Genomic DNA, 22,801 nt, shown 5'->3' on the forward strand with positions numbered 1-22,801 from the left:
CGGCAGCGGCGAACACCGGTGATGCGTCGAGGAGCTCAACCGCCATCCCCGCCCACTGCGACCCCTGACCCGGGAACACGAACACCGCACCCGACTCTTCGGCGCGTCCCGCCGACAGCAGGGAATCCGTCCCCCACTCTCCGAGCCGGTCCACGAGTTGGGCCACCGAATGACCGGCGACCACTGCCCGGTGCTCGAACACCGCGCGACCCGCCACCAACGACCGGCCGACATCCACCGGGTCCACTCCGGGGTGCGCCACCGCCCACTCCCGCAACCGCTCCACCTGCACACGCAGCGCCGCGTCCGACCGCGCCGACACCACCCACGGCACCACCCCGCCGACCGGCTCAACCGCGATCGGAGCCTCCGCCTCCGGCGCCTCCAGAATCACGTGGGCGTTGGTGCCGCTGATCCCGAACGAGGACACCCCCGCCCGACGCGGCCGCCCCGTCTCCGGCCACTCCACCGACTCCGCCAGCAGCTCGACCGCACCCGCCGACCAGTCCACGTGCGACGAGGGCGCGTCCACGTGCAGCGTCCTCGGCAGCACACCGTGCCGCAACGCCATCACCATCTTGATCACACCCGCCACACCCGCCGCCGCCTGGGCATGGCCGATGTTCGACTTCACCGACCCCAGCCACAGCGGCCGGTCGGCCGGCCGACCCTGACCGTAGGTGGCCAGCAGCGCCTGCGCCTCGATCGGGTCACCCAGCGTCGTCCCCGTCCCGTGCGCCTCCACCACGTCCACGTCCGCCGTGGTCAGACCCCCGTTGGCCAGCGCCTGCCGGATCACCCGCTGCTGGGACGGCCCGTTGGGGGCGGACAGCCCGTTGGAGGCACCGTCCTGGTTCACCGCACTGCTCCGCACCACCGCCAGCACCCGGTGGCCGTGGCGGCGTGCGTCCGAGAGTCGCTCCAGCAGGACCAGGCCGACCCCCTCGCCGGCGCCCATGCCGTCGGCCGCCTCCGAGAACGCCTTGCAACGGCCGTCCGCGGACAGCCCGCGCTGCCGCGAGAACTCGACGAAGAACTCGGGCGTCGACATCACGGTCACCCCGCCCGCGAGCGCCAGGTCGCACTCCCCCGAGCGCAGCGCGTTCGCCGCCAGATGCAGCGCGACCAGCGACGACGAGCACGCCGTGTCGATACTGACCGCCGGACCCTCCAGCCCCAGCGAGTACGCCACCCGGCCGGAGGCGATGCTGCTCGCGCTGCCGTAACCGACGTAGCCCTCGACCTCTTCCGGGACGCGGTCGAGACGCGAGCCGTAGTCGTTGTCGATGACGCCGGCGAAGATCCCGGTCCGGCTGCCGCGCAGCGAACCGGGGTCGATGCCGGCCCGCTCGACCGCCTCCCAGGAGGCCTCCAGCAGCAGCCGCTGCTGCGGGTCCATCGCCAGCGCCTCCCGCGGCGAGATCCCGAAGAACTCGGCGTCGAAGTCGGCCACACCGGACAGGAATCCACCCCGGCGCACATAGCTCTTCCCGGACGCCTCCGGATCGGGGTCGAAGAGCCCCGCCACGTCCCACCCCCGGTCGCCCGGGAAGTCGCCGACCGCGTCGCGGCCGGAGGCGACCAGCTCCCAGAGCTCCTGGGGCGAGCCCACCCCGCCGGGGAAGCGGCAGCCCATGCCGACGATCACGACCGGATCGCCGTCGGTGCCCGCTCCGGCGGCCGGCGTGCGCACGGGCACCACCGCCGAATCGTCCGGTCCCGCGGCGCCGACCAGCCGCTCCAGGAGATGGCCGGCGAGCCGGGCCGGGGTCGGGTGGTCGAAGACCAGGGTGGACGGCAGCCGCAGACCAGTGGCGCCGTTGAGCCGGTTGCGCAGCTCGACACCGGTCAGCGAGTCGAAGCCCAGCTCCTTGAAGGCCCGGGTCGCGTGCACGCCGTCGGCCGACCGGTGGCCCAGCGCTCCCGCGGCCTCGGTCCGGACGATCTCCAACAGCGCCCGCTCGCGCTCGCCCGCCGCCATGGCGGTGATCCGGGCGGCCAGCGGGGCCGCGCCGGACTGCCGGTCGGTGCGGCGGGTCGCCACACCCAGCAGCTCGCCGAACAGCGCGGGTGCGGCCGCCGCACGCGCGCGGATCGCCCGGAGGTCCAGGTGCGCGGGCACCAGGGTCGCGCCGGGCTCGGCGAGCGCGAGGTCGAACAGGCTCAGCGCCTCCTCGGCCGGCATCGCGACCGCGCCGGTCCGCGCCCACCGGGCGAGGTCGGCCTCGCTCAGCCGCCCGCCCATGCCCCGTGTGCCGGCCCACAGGCCCCAGGCGAGCGAGATCGCCGGCAGGCCGAGCGCCCGGCGGTGCTGCGCGAGGCCGTCCAGGAAGGCGTTGGCGGCGGCGTAGTTGCCCTGGCCCGGGCCGCCGAAGGTGGTCGCTCCGGAGGAGAAGAGCACGAAGGCGGCGAGCTTGGCGTCCCGGGTGAGCTCGTGCAGGTGGTACGCCCCGTCGGCCTTCGGGCGGAGCGACCGGTCCAGGTGGCCGGCTGTCAGGGCCTCGACCAGTCCGTCGTCGACGATGCCCGCGGTGTGGACCACCCCGGTCAGCGGGTGCGCGTCGGGCACCCGCGCCAGCGCCTCCGTCAGAGCGTCGCGGTCGGCCAGGTCGCAGGCCAGCAGGGTGGCCTCGGCGCCCAGCTCGGCGAGGTCGGCGAGGAGCGCGGCGGCGTCCGGCGCGGCGGTGCCGCGGCGCGACAGCAGCAGGAGCCGGCGCACGCCGTGGCCGGTCACCAGGTGCCGTGCCACGAGCGCGCCCAGACCGCCGGTGGCGCCGGTGACCAAGACGGTTCCCTCCGGGTCGAACACGCGGTCGGTGGCCGGCGGCGGGGTCGCGCGGACCAGCCGGGGCACCAGCAAGGTCCCCTCGCGGAGGGCCAGTTGCGGTTCCGACACGGCGAGTGCCAGCGGCCACCGGGTGAGCGAGGCCTCGTCGCCGTCGAGGTCGAGCAGGGTGAAGCGGCCGGGGTGCTCCGACTGCGCCGAGCGCACCAGGCCCCAGACGGCGGCGGCCGCGACATCGGCGACCGGCTCGTCCGCACGGGCGGCGAGCGCACCGGTCGTCGCGACGACCAAGCGGGCGCCGTCGAAGCGGTCGTGCGCCAGCCAGGCCTGGAGCAGGCCGAGCACCGAGCCCAGCAGCCTGCGGGTCCGGGCGGGGACGTCCTCCCCGGCCTCGGGCGCCAACGGGAGGGGCAGCACGACCGTGGCGGGCACCGGCCCGTCGGCCGCCGCGGCCGCGGCCAGGTCCTCGAAGAGGGCAGCCGGATGGTGCTGCTCGGCCAGGCGCGCGGCCACGCCGGGCGCATCCGCACCGACCGGGCCGAGCAGGGCCCACGGCGGCAGCTCCGCCGGGCCGGGCTCGACCGCCCGCCACTCCACCCGGAACAGCGCGTCGCGGTGCGACGGACCGGCCGGGCGCAGCTGCTCCGCCGTGACCGGGCGGACGGTGAGCTCCGCCACCGACGCGACACCCGTGCCCGTCTCGTCCGCCAAGTGCAGCGACACCGCGTCGGCCCCGGTGGGCAACAGCCGGACGCGCAGGCGGGAGGTCCCTGCGGCCGGCCTCGGCCCGGCGGCCGACCGGACGCCGCGCCAGGCGAAGGCCACCCGCGCCCCGACCGTCGGGTCGGGATCCTCCGGCCCACCCGGCTCGCGGGCTGCCGCCAGCGCGTGGAGGGCGGCGTCCAGCAGGGCGGGGTGCAGCTCGAAACGGCCGGTCTGCGCGTCGGCCTCCGCCGGGAGTTCGACCTCGGCGAAGAGTTCGTCGCCGCGCCGCCAGGCGGCTCGCAGGCCCTGGAACACCGGTCCGTAGTCGAAGCCGGCAGCGCCCAGCCGCTCGTACGTGCCGTCGGTCGCGACGGGTGCGGCACCCGGCGGCGGCCAGGCGGTGAGGTCCGGTGCGCCGATCTCGGCCCTCTCGTCCGGGGCGACCAGCGTGCCGGTGGCGTGCCTGGTCCAGGGCTGGTCGGCGGGCGCGTGCTCGGGCCGGGAGTGGATGCCGATGGCACGGGCTCCGGACTCGTCCGGCGCACCGACGGAGACCTGGAGCTGAACGCCGCCCGTCTCGGGCAGCACCAGCGGTGCGGGCAGGGTGAGTTCCTCGATCTCGCCGTGGCCGACCCGGTCTCCGGCGCGCAGTGCGAGCTCCACGAACACCGTGCCGGGGACGATGACGGTGCCGAGTACGGCGTGGTCGGCGAGCCACGGGTGGGTGACGGTGGAGAGCCGACCGGTCAGGACCGTCCCGGAACCGTCCGCCAACTCGACGGCGGCTCCCAGGACCGGGTGGTCGACGGCGAGTTGGCCACGGCCGGCACCGGAGGACCCCGCGTCGGCAGCCGTCACCCAGTAGCGCTCGCGCTGGAACGGGTAGGTCGGCAGGTCTGCCTGGGGACCGGCGGGGAGCAGGGTGGTCCAGTCGACGGGCAGGCCCGCGACGAAGGCCGCCGACAACGCCGTCACCAGCCGCTCGGGACCACCCTCATGACGGCGCAGAGTCTCCAGGACCACGGCCCCCGGAGTCTCCTCCAACTGGTCCGCGACCGGAACGACCAGCCCGGGGTGCGGACTGCACTCCACGAACGTGGTGTGCCCGGCAGCCACCGCGGCCCGCACCGCCGCGTCCAGGCGGACAGTGCCCCGCAGATTGTCGAACCAGTACGAACCCGCCAACCGGTCCGGCTCGTCGACCACTTCGCCGGTCACCGTCGAGAACATCGCCACCCGACCCGCCAACGGACGCACACCCGAGGAGAGTTCGACGACCTCCTCACGCACCGCGTCCATGTACGCCGAATGCGAGGCGTAATCCACCGGAATCCACCGCGCCCGCACCCCGTCACGCTCACACTGTTCGGCCACCGAGGTCAGCGCCTCGATCTCCCCGGACAGCACCACACTCGACGGCCCGTTCACCGCCGCCAACGACAACCGCCCATCCCCGGCCACCAGTTCAGCAGCACGCTCCGCACCAAGACCGACGGACAGCATCCCGCCACCCGTCACCCCACGCAGCGCCCGGCTCCGCAGCACCACCACCCGCACCGCATCCTCAAGAGTGAGCAACCCGGCCACGTGCGCGGCGGCGATCTCCCCCTGCGAATGCCCGATCACCGCCACAGGCCGAACCCCGCACGACTCCCACCACCGCGCAAGCCCCACCATCACCGCGAACAACACCGGCTGCACCACATCGACCCGCTCCAGCAGCGCCCCCGAACCGTCCCGCAACACCTCCAACAGCGACCAGTCCGTCAGCGCGTCCATCACCCCCGCACACTCCTCCACAGCAGCCGCGAACACCGGACTGGAGACCAGCAGTTCAGCCGCCATCCCCGCCCACTGCGACCCCTGACCCGGGAACACGAACACCGCACCCGACCCCGACGCGGCAACCGACCCGCCCCCGGCCGGCTCACCCAGCCGGTCCACCAGCTCCGCCACCGACCCGCCCGCCACCACCACCCGGTGCTCCAGCGCCGCCCGGCCCGAGGCGAGCGTCCGCGCCACCGCCACCGGATCGACCTCAGGACGATCGGCCACCCAACCGCGCAACCGCTCCACCTGCGCACGCAGCGCGGCCTCGGAGCCCGCCGACAGCACCCACGGCACCACCCCGCCGACCGCCTCCGCCGGTGCCGGGGCCTCCGCCTCCGGCGCCTCCTCCAGGATCACGTGGGCATTGGTGCCACTGATCCCGAACGAGGACACCCCGGCCCGACGCCGCCGACCGGTCTCCGGCCACGGCACCTCGTCCGTCAACAACTCGACCGCACCCGCCGACCAGTCCACGTGCGACGAGGGCGCGTCCACGTGCAGCGTCCTCGGCAGCACACCGTGCCGCAACGCCATCACCATCTTGATCACACCCGCCACACCCGCAGCCGCCTGCGTGTGCCCGATGTTCGACTTCACCGACCCCAGCCACAGCGGCTCACCGGCCCGCTCACGCCCGTACGCCGCCTGAAGCGCCTGCGCCTCGATCGGGTCACCCAGCGTCGTCCCCGTCCCGTGCGCCTCCACCACATCCACGTCCGCCGGAGCCAGCCCCCCGCTCGCCAGAGCCGCCCGGATCACCCGCTCCTGCGACGGACCGTTCGGCGCCGTCAACCCGTTCGACGCACCGTCCTGGTTCACCGCACTGCCCCGCACCACCGCCAGCACCCGATGCCCGTTGCGCACCGCGTCCGACAACCGCTCCACCAGCAGCAGACCCACGCCCTCCGCCGCGCCCATGCCGTCGGCCGTCGCGGCGAAGGCCTTGCTCCGCCCGTCCGGTGCCAGACCGCGCTGGCGGGAGAACTCGACGAAGAAGTCCGGCGTGGACATCGCCGTCACCCCGCCGGCCAGGGCGAGGTCGCACTCCCCCGCGCGCAGCGCGTTCGCCGCCAGATGCAGCGCGACCAGCGACGACGAGCACGCCGTGTCCACCGTCAGCGCCGGGCCTTCCAGCCCAAACGTGTAGGCGACGCGGCCCGACGCGACGCTCGTGGCGTTGCCGGTCAGCACGTGCCCTTCGACGCTGGACGGCATCCCACCCGTCGCGTAGTCGTGCCCGGCCATCCCCGCGAAGACGCCGGTCCGGCTGCCGCGCAGCGACCGCGGGTCGATCCCGGCCCGCTCGAAGGTCTCCCACGCCGTCTCCAGCAGCAGGCGCTGCTGCGGGTCCATCGCCAGCGCCTCGCGCGGCGAGATCCCGAAGAACTCGGCGTCGAAGTCGGCCACACCGGACAGGAATCCACCCCGGCGCACATAGCTCTTCCCGGACGCCTCCGGATCGGGGTCGAAGAGCCCCGCCACGTCCCACCCCCGGTCGCCCGGGAAGTCACCGATCGCATCGCCCCCGGCGACCACCAGCTCCCAGAGGTCCTCGGGCGACGCGACACCGCCCGGGAAGCGGCAGCCCATCGCGACGATCGCCACCGGTTCGTCGGCGCGGACCGCCGTGCTCGCGGCGGCCGGCGCCTCGGCGGACGCCGTCCCGCCCTGGGCGGCCGCGGCGAGGAAGCCCGCGAGCCGCAGCGGCGTCGGGTGGTCGAAGACCAGGGTGGACGGCAGCCGCAGACCGGTGGCGCCGTTGAGCCGGTTGCGCAGCTCGACACCGGTCAGCGAGTCGAAGCCCAGCTCCTTGAAGGCCGTCCCGGGGCGCACGGTCTCCGCCGAGTCGTGGCCGAGCACCACGGCCGCCTCGGTCCGCACCAGGCGCAGCGCCAGGTCGACGCGCTCCTCGGGCGAGGCACCGGCCAGTCGCCGGGCCCACGGCAGGGCGCCGTCGGCGGCCGCCGTGCGGCGCGGGGACGCCGGACCGGCGAGCGCCCGCAGCAGTGGCGGCACGGGGCCGGTGGTGGCCCGCAGCGCGGCGAGGTCCAGCCTTGCCGGGACGAGTGCCGCCTCGGGGCGCTGCCACGCGGCGTCGAACAGGGCGAGCCCCTGCGGCGTCGAGAAGGGCAGCAGCCCGCCGCGGGCGAGCCGCTTCAGGTCCGCCGCGCCGAGGTGGCCGGTCAGTCCGGTGCGCTCGGCCCACAGGCCCCAGGCCAGGGAGGTGGCCGGCAGGCCGCGGGCGCGGCGGTGCTGCGCGAGGCCGTCGAGGTAGCCGTTGGCCGCGGCGTAGGCGGCCTGGCCGGGGGTGCCGAGGACGCCGGCGGCCGAGGAGTACAGCACGAAGGCGGACAGCTCGGTGTCCCGCGTGAGGTCGTGCAGGTGGGCGGCGGTCTCGGCCTTGGCGCGCAGGACACGGTCGACCTGCTCCGGCGTCAGCGCGTCGACCAGGCCGTCGTCGAGCACGCCGGCGGCGTGGACGACGGCGGTGAGCGGGTGCTCGGCGGGGATCGCGGCGAGCACCCGGGCGAGGGCCTCGCGGTCGGCCGCGTCGCAGGCCTCGATGCGCACCTCGGCGCCCAGCTCGGCGAGTTCGGCGGCCAGGGCGGCCGCACCGGGGGCGTCCGCACCGCGCCGGCCGAGCAGCAGGAGGTGCCGGACGCCGTGCCGGGTGACCAGGTGCTGGGCGAGGTGGCGGCCGAGGGTGCCGGTACCGCCGGTGATCAGGACGGTCCCGTCGTCGGCGAGCGGTTGGGGCAGGGTCAGCACGACCTTGCCGATGTGCCGGGCGCGGCTGACGAAACGCACCGCCTCGCGGGCATGGCGCAGGTCGAAGGTGCGGACGGGCAACGGGTCCAGGGCGCCCGCCTCGAAGAGCTCCACGAGTTCGGCGAACAGTTCGGCGATCCGGTCCGGCCCCGCGTCGATGAGGTCGAACGCCCGGTACCGGACGTCCGGGCGGTCGGCCGCGACGGCCTCCCGGCCGCGCACGTCCGTCTTGCCCATCTCGACGAACCGGCCGCCGTCCGCGAGCAGGCGCAGCGAGGCGTCCACGAACTCCCCGGCCAGCGAGTTCAGGACGACGTCGACGCCCCGGCCGTCGGTGGCCCCGGCGAAGCGCCGTTCGAAGCCGGTGTCGCGGGAGGAGGCGATCCGGTCCTCGGGCACGCCGAGCCCACGCACCACCGGCCACTTCGCGCTGCTCGCGGTGGCGAGGACCGTGGCGCCCCAGTGCCGGGCGAGCTGGACGGCGGCCATGCCCACGCCGCCGGCCGCCGCGTGGACGAGGACGGTCTCGCCGGGCCGCAGTCCGCCGAGGTCGCGCAGCCCGTACAGGGCGGTCAGGAAGACCACCGGCACGGAGGCCGCCCGGGCGTACGACCAGCCGGCGGGTACCCGGGCCAGCAGGCGGTGGTCGGTGACGGCCAGCGGACCGAAGGCGCCGTCGAACAGGCCCATCACCCGGTCGCCCGGCGTGAGCGCGGTGACGCCCGGTCCGACCTCGGTCACGACGCCCGCCGCCTCGGCGCCGACGACGGCCCGGCCGGGGTACATGCCGAGTGCGATCAGCGCGTCGCGGAAGTTCACGCCGGCCGCGCGCACCGCGACCCTGACCTGCCCGGCGGCGAGCGGTTCGGCCGCGGCCGGGTGATCGACGACGGCGAGGGCGTCGATGGTGTGCCGCGGGCCGGACTCGACGCGCCAGGGTGCGGGCCCGTCCGGGAGCACCAGGGCCGGTCCGGCGTCGGCGCGGACCAGGCGCGGGGTCAGCACGGTGCCGTCGCGGACGATCGCCTGGGCCTCACCGGACGCCAGGACGGCGCGCAGCAGGTCCACGGGGAACGAGGGGGCGGCCCGGTGCGGGTCGTGGTCGAGGTCGACAAGGACGAAGCGGCCCGGATGCTCGGTCTGGGCACTGCGCAGGAGGCCCCAGACCGCTGCGTGCGCCGGTTCGGGGACGTCCTCGGACGGGTCGGAGGCGATGGCGCCCCGGGTGACGACCACCAGGCGGGCGGCGGCGAGGCGCTCCTCGGCGAGCCAGCCGCGGAGGACACCGAGGACGGTGTGAACGGCGGCCGGGACGGCGGCGGGCCCGGTGCCGTCCGCAGGCGGGCAGGGAAGGACGGCGACGTCGGTCCCGGCCTCGGCGGCCGCAGCCGGGTCGGGGTGGGCGGGCAGGCCGTGGTCAGGGTGGGCCGGCCGGCCAGGTGACGGCGCGCCGAGCAGCGCCCAGCGCTGCCGCGGGTCGGGCTCCGCCTCCGGCAGGGACGTCTCCGTCCAGTCCACCCGGTGCAGCCAGGCCGGCTCGGCGGCGGCCCGGCCGGCGATCCCCCCGGGGGCCAGCGGCCGCAGTACGAGCGACTCGGCGCGCACCACCGGCGAGCCACTGCGGTCGGTGGCCAGCAGCGACACCGACTCGCCGCCGGTGCGCCGCAGCCGCACCCGCAGGGCGGTGACGGGCTCGGCGGTCGGTTCCCTGGTCGTTCCCGCCCAGGCGAAGGGCAGCAGGGTGCTGCCCGAGGTCTCCACCGCGTCCAGCGCGGTGAGGTGCAGGGCGGCGTCCAGGAGCGCGGGGTGCAGGTGGTAGCCGTGCTCCTGCTGGGTCGGCTCGTCCGGGCCGTGCGGGAGCTCGATCTCGGCGAACAGGTCGTCGCCGTGCCGCCAGGCGGCCCGCAGGCCCTGGAAGACGGGGCCGTAGTCGTAGCCGGACTCGGCCAGGCGCTCGTAGAGCGTGGTGGTGTCGACGGCCTCCGTGTGCGGAGGCGGCCACGGCAGGAGGACGTCGGCGACGACCTGCGGCGGAGTGGAGGAGAGACTGCCGGTGGCGTGCCGGGTCCACGGCTCGTCCTCGGGGGCGCCCTCGGGCCGGGAGTGGACGGCAAGGGCCCGGACACCGGTCGCGTCGGGCGCGGCGAGAGCCACGTGCAGCCGCACTCCGGCCTGTTCGGGCAGCACGAGCGGCTCGTGCAGGGTGAGTTCGTCGACCACCGGGCAGTCGGCCTCGGCGCCGGCCCAGGCCGCGAGGTCGAGGAAGGCGGTGCCCGGCACGAGGGCCGTGCCGTGCACGGCGTGGTCGGCGAGCCAGGGGTGGGCGGGCACGGACAACCGCCCGGTGAACGAGATGCCTCCGTTTTCCGGCGAGCGCACGGCGGCGCCCAGCAGCGGGTGGCCGGCCGCCACGAGACCGAGGTCGTGCGCGGCGCCCGCGACGGGTGGGGCGTCGAGCCAGTAGCGGCGGTGCTGGAAGGCGTAGGTCGGCAGATCGGCCCGGGGACCGGTGGGGAGCTGGGTGGACCAGTCGACGGGCAGGCCGGCGACGAAGGCGGCGGACAGCGCCGTCACCAGCCGCTCGGGACCGCCCTCATGGCGGCGCAGGGTCTCCAGGACCACGGCGCCGGGGACCTCTTCCAGCTGGTCCGCGACCGGGACGACCAGCCCGGGGTGCGGACTGCACTCGACGAACGTGGTGTGTCCTTCTGCGAGGGCCGCGCGCACCGCCGCGTCCAGGCGGACGGTGCCGCGCAGGTTGTCGAACCAGTACGAACCCGCCAACCGGTCCGGCTCCTCGACCACTTCGCCGGTCACCGTCGAGAACATCGCCACCCGGCCCGCCAACGGCCGCACACCCGACGACAGTTCGACGACCTCCTCGCGCACCGCGTCCATGTACGCCGAATGCGAGGCGTAATCCACCGGGATCCAACGCGCCCGGACGTCCTGGCGCTCGCAGTCGGCCACGACCGCCGACAGCGCCTCGATCTCCCCGGACAGCACGACACTCGACGGCCCGTTGACCGCCGCCAGCGACAACCGGCCGTCCTCGGCGACGAGTTCAGCGGCACGCTCCGCACCGACGCCGACGGACACCATCCCGCCACCCGTCACCCCTCGCAGCACCCGGCTGCGCGACACCACGAGCTGGACCGCGTCCTCCAAGGACAGCAGCCCGGCCACGTGCGCGGCGGCGATCTCCCCCTGCGAATGCCCGATCACCGCCGCCGGCCGCACCCCGCACGACTCCCACCACCGCGCCAAACCCACCATCACCGCGAACAACACCGGCTGCACCACATCGACCCGCTCCAGCAACCCGCCCGAACCGTCCCGCAACACCTCCAGCAACGACCAGTCCGTCAGCGGGTCCATCACCCCCGCACACTCCTCCACAGCGGCCGCGAACACCGGTGAGGCGTCGAGGAGTTCGACGGCCATCCCGGCCCACTGCGACCCCTGCCCCGGGAACACGAACACCGCGCCCGACTCCGACGCCGCAACCGACTCACCGTCGGCCACCCCGCCCAGCCGATCCACCAGCTCCGCCACCGACCGACCGGCGACCACCGCCCGGTGCTCCAGCGCCGCCCGACCCGAAGCGAGCGTCCGCGCCACCACCACCGGATCGGCCTCCGGACGGTCGGCCACCCAACCGAGCAGCCGCTCCGCCTGCGCACGCAGGGCCGCGGCCGATCGCGCCGACAGTGCCCACGGCACCACCTCGCCCGCCCCCGCGGCCGTCACCGGCTCCGCCGGAACGTCCTCGCGGTCGACGGGAACCGGCTGCTCGATGATCACGTGGGCGTTGGTGCCGCTGATCCCGAACGAGGACACCCCCGCCCGGCGCGGCCGCCCCGTCTCCGGCCACTCCACCTCGTCCGTCAACAACTCGACCGCACCCGCCGACCAGTCCACGTGCGGCGACGGCGCGTCCACGTGGAGCGACTTCGGCAGCACACCGTGCCGCAACGCCATCACCATCTTGATCACACCCGCCACACCCGCCGCCGCCTGCGTGTGACCGATGTTCGACTTCACCGACCCCAGCCGCAGCGGCCGGTCCCCGGGACGGTCCTGACCGTACGTCGCCAGCAGCGCCTGCGCCTCGATCGGGTCACCCAGCGTCGTCCCCGTCCCGTGCGCCTCCACCACGTCCACGTCCGCCGTGGTCAGACCCGCATTGGCCAGCGCCTGCCGGATCACCCGCTCCTGCGAAGGACCGTTCGGCGCCGTCAACCCGTTCGACGCACCGTCCTGGTTCACCGCACTGCCCCGCACCACCGCCAGCACCCGATGCCCGTTGCGCACCGCGTCCGACAACCGCTCGACCACCAGCAGGCCCACGCCCTCGCCCCAGCCGGTCCCGTCCGCGCCCGCCGCGAACGGCTTGCACCGGCCGTCCGCCGCCAAACCGCGCTGGCGGGCGAACTCCACGAACACGTGCGGCGTCGACATCACGGTCACCCCGCCCGCGAGCGCCAGGTCGCACTCACCGGCGCGCAGCGCGTTCGCCGCCAGATGCAGCGCGACCAGCGACGACGAGCACGCCGTGTCGATACTGACCGCCGGACCCTCCAGCCCCAGCGAGTACGCCACCCGGCCCGAGACGACGCTCCCGACGCTGCCGGCGAGCAGCAGGCCCTCGTAGCCGTCCGGGGCCCGGTGGAGGCGGGAGGCGTAGTCGTGGTGCATGACGCCGGTGAAGACGCCGGTCCGGGAGCCGCGCAGGGTGCTCGGGTCGATGCCCGCGTGCTCCAGTGCCTCCCAGGAGGTCTCCAGCAGCAGGCGCTGCTGCGGGTCCGTCGCGCGGGTCTCCCGCGGTGACATCCCGAAGAACTCGGCGTCGAAGTCGCCGGAGTCGTAGAGGAAGGCGCCGTGCCGGGTGTACACCGTGCCGGGGCGGGACGGGTCCGGGTCGTACAGGGCGTCGGCGTCCCAGCCGCGGTCGGTCGGGAAGCCGCCGACCGCGTCGGTCTCCTGGGCGACGAGGCGCCAGAGGTCCTCGGGCCCGGCGACGCCGCCGGGGTAGCGGCAGCCCATGCCGACGATCACGACCGGATCGTCGTCCGCCGGGACGGCCGCGGGTGCCGGGGCGGCCGTCGCCGGGGCGCCCACCGCCTCCCTGGTCAGCCGTGCCGCGAGGGCGGTGGCGCTGGGGTGGTCGAACACCACGGTGGCGGGCAGCCGCAGGCCGGTGAGCGTGTTCAGCCGGTTGCGCAGTTCCAGCGCGGTGAGCGAGTCGAAGCCCAGTTCGCGGAAGGCCCGTCGAACGTCGACGGTGTCCGACTCGCCGAGGCCGAGCACGGTGGCGGTCTGGCCGCGGACGAGGTCGAGTACCGCCTGGGCACGGCGGTCCTCGGGCAGCCCGGCCATCCGGCGCGCCCAGGAGGACGCGTCCCCGGCGCCGCCCGCCTCCGCCGTGCTCGCCGCCGCGGCCGCGTGCCGCAGCGGGGCGCGGACCAGTCCGCGGAGAACGGGCGGCACTGTGCCGGCCGCCGCGAGGCCGCGCAGCGCCGCCCGGTCGAGGCGGGCGGTGACGGCGTACGGCAGGTCGCACCGCAGTGCGGCGTCGAACAGCGCGAGCCCGTCCTCGGTGGACAGCAGGCCGATGCCGCCGCGCGCGAGTCGGGCGAGGTCGGCGGCCGCGAGGTGGCGGGTCATCCCGCTGCCCTCGGCCCACAGGCCCCAGGCGAGCGCGTTGCCGGGCAGTCCGGCCGCGCGGCGGTGCTCGGCCAGGGCATCGAGGAAGGCGTTCGCGGCCGTGTAGGCGCCCTGCCCGGCGTTGCCGGTGACGGAGGTGACGGAGGAGAACAGGACGAACGCGTCGAGCTCCTGGTCCCGGGTCAGCTCGTGCAGGTGCCAGGCGGCGTCCACCTTGGGGCGCAGGACGGCGGCGAGGCGTTCGGGGGCGAGGGTCTCCACCGTGCCGTCGTCGAGGACGCCGGCGGCGTGCACGACGACGCCCAGCGGGTGCGCGGCCGGGATGCCCGCGATCAGCTCCGCGAGCTCCTCGCGGCGGGCGACGTCGCACGCGGCGATCGTCACCCGTGCGCCGAGCGCCGCGAGTTCGGCCCGCAGCCGTTCGCCGCCGTCCGTCCGCTGCCCGGACCGGCTGACCAGCAGCAGGTGGCGCAGGCCGTGCTCGGTGACCAGCCGTCGGGCGATCAGCGCGCCGAGGGTGCCGGTACCGCCCGTGATCAGTGCCGTGCGGTCCGGGTCCAGCGGGCGCCCACCGCCCGGGACCGCGGCCGGGACGAGCCGGGGGCCGTACGGGATCCCGTCGCGCAGGGCGAGCTGGGGTTCGTCGGCGGTGAGGGCGGCCCGCAGGGCGCGGCCGGAGCGCGCGGGGTCGTCGACGTCGATCAGGGTGACGCGGCCCGGGTGCTCGGACTGCGCGGTGCGCAGCAGGCCCCACACCGGGGACTGGCCGACGCCCGGCACGGCGTCCCCCGGTCGGACGGCGACGGCGCCCCGGGTGACGACGACCAGCCTGGCGCCGTCCGGGCGGTCGCCGGCCAGCCAGGCCCGGACGGTGTCGAGGGCCCAGCGGGCGGCGGCGTGCGCGGCCTCGGCCGTGTTGTCGCCGGGGGCCGCGGGCGCGCCGGGCACGGCGGCGGCCACCACGGCGGGCGCCGGGTGCCCGGCGGCGGTGCGGGCGTCGAGTTCGGCGAGGCCCGGGAACGCGGCGCGCGGGTCGAGGCCGAGGTCGTCGGTGCCGAGGACCACGCAGTCCGGGTCCGCGCCGGTGGCGGGGGCGGGCAGTTCCGTCCACCGCAGTTCGAACAGCGCGTCGCGCGGGGCGGGCCCGGCCGGACCGAGCCGGTCGGCGGGCAGTTCGCGCAGGCCGAGGCCGCCGACCGTGAGGACCGGCGCTCCGGTGGGGTCCTCGACGGCGAGTGCGGTGGTGCCGTCCGGCCCGGGCGAGAGCCGGACGCGCAGCGCGGTGGCGCCGGTGGCGTGAAGACGCACGTCGGTGAAGGAGAACGGGATGCGTGGGGCCGCTCCGTGGGCGCTCCCGGCGTCGGTGTCCGCCAGCAGCAGCGGGTGGAGCGCGGCGTCGAGCAGGGCGGGATGGACGCTGTGCGCGGCGTCGCCCCGGCCGGGTTCGGCGGGCAGGCGGACGTCGGCGTACAGGCGGTCTCCCGCGCGCCAGGCGGCGGCGAGGCCCTGGAACCACGGGCCGTAGCCGTAGCCGAGGCGGTCGAGGCGGTGGTAGGCGTCGGCGAGGTCCATCGGTTCGCTGCCCGCCGGCGGCCAGGTTCCGTGTTCCCCGGCGGTGACGGGCTCCTCGGCGGCCGTCAGCACGCCGGAGGCGTGCCGGGTCCAGGGCCGCTCCACGGGCTCGTCGTCCGGCTCGCCCTCGGGGGCGGACGGCCGGGAGTCCACGGTGACGGCGCGCCGGCCCGCCGAGCCGGCGGGGGCGACGGCCACCCGCAGTTGCGTCCACCCGGTGTCGGGCAGCACGAGCGGGGACTCCAGGGTGAGCTCCTCGACGCCCGGGCAGCCGGCCAGCGCGCCCGCCCGGAGCACGAGGTCGAGGAAGGCCGTTCCGGGCAGCACGACGGTGCCGGTGACCGCGTGATCGGGCAGCCAGGGCTGGGCGTCCGCGGAGAGTCGGCCGGTGACCAGGGTGGTGCCGTCCGGGGCCGTCGTGACGGCGCCGAGCAGCGGGTGGTCGACGGCGTCCAGGCCGAGGTCGGCGGGGCGGGTCCGCTCGGACCCGGCGGCCAGCCAGTAGCGGCGGCGCTGGAAGGCGTAGGTGGGCAGGTCGACGTGTCGGCCGAGGTGGCCCCCGGGGAGCAGCGCGTCGGGGGCGGGCTCCGCCCCGTGGACGATCGCCTCGGCGACGGAGGCGAGGAACTGTCCGAGGCCGCCGTGGTCGCGCCGCAGGGTGCCGATGGCCGTGCCCCCGGGGCCGCCGGTGCCGCAGGCGTCCAGGGTCTCCTGGGTTCCGATCTTCAACACGGGGTGCGGGCTCGCCTCGACGAAGAGCCGGTGGCCGTCCGCGCTCAGGGCGCGCACGGCGGGCTCGAAGCGGACCTCCTGGCGCAGGTTGCGGTACCAGTAGTCGGCGTCGAGCGTCGTGCTGTCGGTCAGCAGCCCTCCGGTGACGGTCGAGTAGAAGGCGATCCGCGGGGCGCGGGGCGCGAGGTCGGCGAGCGCGGCGAGCAGCGGCTCGCGCAGCGACTCGACGTGCGCCGAGTGCGAGGCGTAGTCCACCGGGATCCGGCGGGCGCGCACGTCGGCCCGCTCGCAGTGGGCGAGGAAGGCGTCCAGGGCGTCGGCGCCCCCGGAGACGACGGTGGTGGCGGGGCCGTTGCGGGCGGCGATGCCGAGGCTTCCGCCCCAGGGTGCGAGCAGTTCGCCGGTCTCCTCGGCGGACAGTGGCACCGAGACCATGCCGCCGGTGCCGGCCAGGCCGAGCAGGGCGCGGCTGCGCAGCGCGACCACCTTGGCGGCGTCGTCCAGGGTGAGCGCGCCCGCGACGTACGCGGCGGCGATCTCCCCCTGCGAGTGGCCGACGACGGCCCCCGGTTCGACGCCGACGGACCGCCACAGCCCGGCCAGCGCGACCATGACGGCGAACAGCACGGGCTGGACGACATCGACCCGGGACAGGTCTGGCGCGCCCGGCCGGCCCCGCAGGACGTCGTGCAGCGACCAGTCGGTCCAGCGGGCCAGCGCCGCCGCGCAGGCGTCCAGCTCGGCCGCGAACGCGGGTGAGGCGTCGAGGAGTTCGACGGCCATGTCGGCCCACTGCGAGCCCTGGCCGGGGAACACCAGGACGGTCCCGCCGCGGGCGGTGGACTGGGCCCGGACGAGGTTGTCGGCCGGCTCGCCCTGGGCGAGCGCGGTCAGCCCGCTCAGCGCCTCGGCGTGCGTGCGGGCGAGGACGACGGCGGTGTGGTCGAACCTGGTCCGGCCGTGCAGCAGGGCGTGGGCGAGCGCGTGCCGGTCGGCGGGCGCGTCCGCCCCGCCGGTGGCCAGGTGCCGGGCCAGCCGGGCGGCCTGGGCGCGCAGCGCGGCCTCGGTGCGGCCGGAGACGGTGAGCGGCACGGGCAGGTCCGGGTCCCCGCCGTCCTCGGCCTCCGGCGCCCGCCAGGTGTCGGCCGGCGCCTGCTCGACGATGACGTGCGCGTTGGTGCCGCTGATGCCGAACGAGGAGACGCCGGCCCTTCGGGGGCGTTCGGGACCGGCGGGCGCGGGCCACGGGGTCGCGGCCGTCGGCACGGTGACCGCGCCGTCCGCCCAGCGCACCTCCGGCGAGGGCTCGCGCAGGTGCAGGACACCGGGCACCAGCCCGTGCCGCAGCGCGAGGACGGTCTTGATCAGCCCGGCGACCCCGGCCGCGGCCTGGGTGTGGCCGATGTTGGACTTCACCGAGCCGAGCAGCAGGGGGTGTTCGGGGGCGCGGTCGGCGCCGTAGACGGCGAGCAGCGCGTGCGCCTCGACCGGGTCGCCGAGGGCGGTGCCGGTGCCGTGGGCCTCGACCACGTCGACGTCTCCGGGCACCAGCCCGGCGGAGCCCAGCGCCTGCCGGATCACCCGCTGCTGGGCGGCCCCGTTGGGGGCGCTGAGGCCGTTGCTGGCACCGTCCTGGTTGACGGCGGAGCCGACGACCAGGGCGAGCACCGGGTGGCCGTGGCGCCGGGCGTCCGACAGCCGCTCCAGCAGGACGACGCCGACGCCCTCGGCCCACGCCGTGCCGTCGGCATCGGCGGAGAACGGCTTGCAGCGGCCGTCCGGGGCGAGGCCGCGCTGCCGCGCGAACTCGACGAACATCCCGGGCTCGGCCATCACGGTGGCGCCGCCCGCGAGGGCCAGCGTGCACTCGCCGTTGCGCAGGGCCTGGGCGGCCAGGTGCACGGCGACGAGCGAGGAGGAGCAGGCGGTGTCGACGGTGACGGCGGGGCCTTCGAGGCCGAGCTCGTAGGCGATCCGGCCGGAGGCGACGCTCGGGGTGGTGCCGGTGAGCAGGTAGCCGTCCAGGCCGTCGGCGGGCTGGTGCATGCGCGGGCCGTAGTCCTGCGCGGTGGCGCCGACGAATACTCCGACGCGGTCGCCGCGCAGCCCGGCGGGGTCGAGTCCGGCGCGCTCCAGGGCCTCCCAGGACGTCTCCAGCAGCAGCCGCTGCTGCGGGTCCATCGCGAGGGCCTCGCGCGGGCTGATGCCGAAGAACTCGGCGTCGAACTCGCCCGCGCCGTCGAGGAACCCGCCCTCGCGCACATAGGTGCTGCCGAGCCGCTCCGGGGAGGGGTGGTGCAGCCGCCCGAGGTCCCAGCCGCGGTCCCGGGGAAACGGTCCGATGGCGTCCACGCCCTCGGCGGCCAGGCGCCACAGCTGCTCGGGGGTGTGGGCGCCGCCGGGGAAGCGGCACCCCATGGCGACGACGGCGATCGGGTCTCCGTCCCGGTCGGCCGCCGGGGACGGCTCGGCCCGCCCGGCCCTCCGCTCCGGCACGGGCAGCGCGAGGGCCCGGGAGCGCAGGTGGCGGGCGAGGTCGGCAGGCGTCGGGTGGTCGTAGCCGGCGCTCGCGGGTAGGTCGAGGCCGGTCGCGGCGGACAGCCGCTGGAGGAGTTCGACGGTGGCGAGCGAGTCGAGTCCCGACTCGCGGTAGGCGAGGTCCGCGCGGACGGCGTCCCTGGTGGCGCGGCCCAGCACGGCGGCAGCGTGCGAGCGGACCAGGTCCAGCACCACGCGCGCCTGGTCGGCCGTCGGCAGCCCGGCGATCCGGCGGGCCAGCGGCGATGCCTGGGCCGCGCGAGCCGGTCCGGACGTCTTGGGCGCGGACTCCCCGGCGGCGAGGACCTCGGACGCGACGTCCTCGGACACGACGTCCTCGGGGGCGGCGGCGCGCAGCCAGTGCCGGGAGCGCTGGAACGCGTAGCCGGGCAGCTCGACCCGGCGCCGCGCCGGTGCCTCGAACAGCGCGGTCCAGTCGAGCGCGGCGCCCAGGGTGTGCAGCCGGGCGGCGGTCTCGGCCAGCGCGTCCGCCTCCGGCCGGCCTGCCCGCAGGGTGGCGACGGTGGCGAAGGCCTCGCCGCCCTCGGGCACCGGGCATCCCCGGGCCAGCGCGGACAGGCTGCCGTCCGGCCCCAGTTCGACCAGGACGGTCGCACCGGCCTCGCGCAGCCGCTCGACGCCGTCCCCGAAGCGCACCGTCCCGCGCACCTGCCGCACCCAGTGGTCGGGCGAGCACAGCTCCTCGGCGGACGCCGTGCGGCCGGTCAGGTTCGACACCACGGGCGTCGTCGGCGGACGGTAGACCAGCCCCCGCGCGACCTCCGCGAAGGCGTCGAGCATCGGCTCCATCCGCGGCGAGTGGAAGGCGTGGCCGACCCGCAGGCGCCGGACCTTGTGGCCCTGGGCCCGCCACTGCTCCGCGAGGGCGAGGACGGCCTCCTCGTCGCCGGAGACGACGGTGGCCGCCGGCCCGTTCACGGCCGCGATCGCGACCCGGTCGCCGAGGTCGGCGAGTGCCTCCGCGACCTCGGCCTCGCCCAGGCGGACCGCCGCCATCGCGCCACCGGCGGGCAGTTGCTGCATCAGCCGGCCGCGGGCGGCCACCAGGGCGCAGGCGTCGGGCAGGTCGAGGACGCCGGCCAGGTGCGCGGCCGTGAGTTCGCCGATCGAGTGGCCGAGCAGCAGGTCGGGGACGACGCCCCAGTGCGCCAGCAGCCGGTGCAGCGCCACCCCGACGGCGAACAGGGCGGGCTGGGTGAACTCGGTGCGGTGGACCGACTCCGCCTCCGGGCTGCCCTCGGGAGCGAACAGCACCTCTCGCAGCGGGCGCGGCAGGAGCGGATCGAGGTGGCGGCAGACCTCCTCGAAGGCGGCGGCGAACGCCGGGAACCGGTCGTACAGTTCGCGGCCGGTGCCGGGGCGCTGGCTGCCCTGGCCGGTGAACAGGAAGGCGGTGCGGCCGGGCCTGACCTCACCGCTCACCACGCCGGCGGTGGCGCCCGCGGTGCGGAGCGCGTCGAGGCCGGCCAGGAGCCCCGCGCGGTCGGGCGCGAGGACGACGGCGCGGGAGGGCAGGTGGCTGCGGGTGGTCGCGGCCGACCAGCCGACGTGCGTCGGCTCGACCCCGGGGTGCCTCAGCAGGTGGTCGTGCAGGCGGTCCGCCTGGGCGCGCACCGCCTCGGGGGTGGTGCCGGACAGCGGGGTGAGGACCGGGAGCCGGGGGCCCGCGACCGGCTCGGCGTGACCGGCGGCGGGCGCCGCCGAGGCCGGCCCGCTCCCGTCAGGGAGCCGTTCCGCCAGAACCACGTGGCAGTTGGTGCCGCCCATGCCGAAGGAGCTCACCCCGGCGACCAGCCGACGCTCGGGCCGTGGCCAGGCACCCGTCGCGTCCTGGACGCGCAGGCCGAGCTCCCCCAGCGGGATGCGGGGGTTCGGGGTCTCGTAGTTGAGGCTGCGCGGCAGCTCGCGGTGCCGGATGGCGAGGACCGTCTTGACCAGCCCGACGATGCCCGCCGCGCCCTCCAGGTGCCCGAGGTTGGTCTTCACCGAGCCGACCCGAAGCGGCGCGCCGGCCGGGCGGCCGGTGCCGAGCGCGGCGCCCAGGGCCGCCGCCTCCACCGGGTCGCCCACGGGGGTTCCGGTGCCGTGCAGTTCGACGTACTGCACGTCGGCGGGACGGAACCCGGCCCGGCGGTGGGCCGCGCGGATCACCTGCTCCTGCGCCGCGGCCTCGGGCGAGGTCAGCGCCGCGCCGCCGCCGTCGTGGTTCATCGCGCTGCCCGCCACCACGCAGTGCACGGTGTCGCCGTCGGCGAGCGCGCGGGCCAGCGGCTTGAGCACGACGACCGCGCCGCCCTCGCCGCGCACGTAGCCGTTGGCGCGGGCGTCGAAGGTGAAGCACCGGCCGTCCGGGGAGAGGCCGCCCAGCTTGCCCGCCTCGCCCGGGGCGTCGGGGACGAGGTCGAGGTTGACGCCGCCGGCCAGGGCGAGTTCGGACTCGCCGCGCCGCAGGCTCTCACAGGCCGTGTGCACCGCGACCAGCGAGGACGCCTGGGCCGCGTCGACCGTCATGCTGGGACCGCGCAGGCCGAGCGTGTAGGAGACCCGGTTGGCGATCATGCTGCGATGCAGGCCGGTCACCTGGCGCGCCCCGGCCGCGATGCCCGCGCGGCGCAGCAGCACGGCGTAGTCGTCCCAGATCGCCCCGGCGAACACGCCGACCGGGCCGCCGCTGAGCCCGTGCGGCGGGATGCCCGCGTGTTCCAGGGCCTCCCAGCACAATTCGAGCATGAGCCGCTGCTGCGGGTCCATGAGCGCCGCCTCGCCCGGACCGATGCCGAAGAACTCCGGGTCGAAGCCGCTGACCTCGTCCAGGTAGCCGCCGCGCCGGGGCCGGTCCGGCCCGCCGGCGGCGACCGTGCCGCCGGGGCGTTCCGGCGGTGTCAAAGCCCGGCGGCCGTCAGGGAGTTCGCGGACGGAGTCGCCGCCGGCGCGCAGGAGTTGCCAGAACCCGTCCGGGGTGTCGGCTCCCGCCACCCGGCAGGCGAAACCGACGATCGCGACAGCATCCGAATCGGCCATACCGTTCCATCACGTCCAGAGTCGATTAGCACGGGCGAGCGCAGGCAGCAGAACTCTGAATCGGACGATCGATGATCCGCAAGCACCCGGTTTCGGCCAGCCGGAGGCCGTCGAAGGACATCGAAGTCACCCCGAGCCCCTGGGCGCCCTCCTGCCCCAAGGCCTGGAACTGCCTAAATGCGATCACCCGACGAGCACACCGGTCCAGACCCGTCATTGCACACGTCGAATCCGTACGTCCGATTCCGATCCGAAAAAGTCGTCGGACGGCGGACCGTCATTCGAGAGAAATTCACTGGCGTCACACCCGCCACCCGGCCGCGCGCCGACCGGAAGCCCGAATTCCTTATCATTCGAACGTTTGACGGATTATTGAAAGCGACGGCTTTCCGACCCTCCGGTGAATTCCGATCCCTCGGGGACCTCCCCCGACGCGGAGGGCCTGCTGGTCACCCCCGTGGCCCCGCACGCCGCGTTCAACCGCTCCGTGTTCCTCTCCAGCGGCGAGCGGCCCGACCTGGACGTCCTGCCGCACAGCGGCGACCTCGCCATCGAGGCCGACGGCCTCCTCGTCGGCCACGTCGTACCGGGCGACAGCGTCGCGGTCACCATGCCGCCCGCCGCCGCCCGCGTCGTACGGCTCGGCCACACCACCTTCTACCAGCGGGCCCAGCGCAAACTCCGGCTCACCGGCTCGGCGGAACACGGCTGACTCCGCCCGCCGGCCGGCCCGTGCTCCCGCCGCACCGGACCGGTCCTGCTCAGTTCGGGCCGACCGTGGCGAGGTGTTCGCGGGCGGCCGCCAGGTGGCGGGCGGCGGCGGCGAAGTGGTGGGAGACCAGCGGGAGGACCTGCGGTTCCGGCCTTCGGGTGAAGGCCTCGGCCGCCTCCAGCGGGGCGGTGGCGCGGAGCAGCAGCTCGGCGGTCTCCGGCCCCTGTGGACCGGCGCCGGCGGCCGCCTTCAGGCCGGCGGCGGTGCGGCGCAGCAGGATGAGCGCGTCCTCGGCGTCCGGCGGGCCGTCCGGGAACTCATGGCCCCACCACGACAGTTCGACGGTGACCGCGCGCAGGTGCAGCTCGCAGCGGCGGAACCACCAGGTGGTCCACGAGGCGGGCAGGATCGCGGTCCTCGGACTCACGTTGTTACTCGGCACAGGCCGA

Annotated in this window: 3 protein-coding genes; 1 reads left to right on the plus strand and 2 read right to left on the minus strand. The window is 76.0% G+C overall.

Annotated features, from left to right (window positions below; genetic code table 11):
• On the minus strand, nt 1–21,640 hold a 21,640-nt coding region (locus tag ACFU9E_RS23340), incomplete at its 3' end, for an SDR family NAD(P)-dependent oxidoreductase (RefSeq protein WP_380715294.1).
• A gap of 400 nt (nt 21,641–22,040) precedes the next feature.
• Here ACFU9E_RS23340 and ACFU9E_RS23345 point away from each other — a divergent pair.
• Nucleotides 22,041–22,352, plus strand: a complete 312-nt coding sequence (locus ACFU9E_RS23345; RefSeq protein WP_380683958.1) for a hypothetical protein — start codon at nt 22,041–22,043, stop codon at nt 22,350–22,352.
• A gap of 49 nt (nt 22,353–22,401) precedes the next feature.
• Here the strand turns inward: ACFU9E_RS23345 and ACFU9E_RS23350 are convergent, their stop codons facing one another.
• On the minus strand, nt 22,402–22,779 hold the full coding sequence (locus tag ACFU9E_RS23350) for a hypothetical protein (RefSeq protein ID WP_380683959.1): 378 nt from the start codon (nt 22,777–22,779) through the stop codon (nt 22,402–22,404).
• Nucleotides 22,780–22,801 lie beyond the last annotated feature (22 nt).

This window comes from Kitasatospora sp. NPDC057595, from assembly GCF_042800875.1.
GTDB lineage: Bacteria > Actinomycetota > Actinomycetes > Streptomycetales > Streptomycetaceae > Kitasatospora.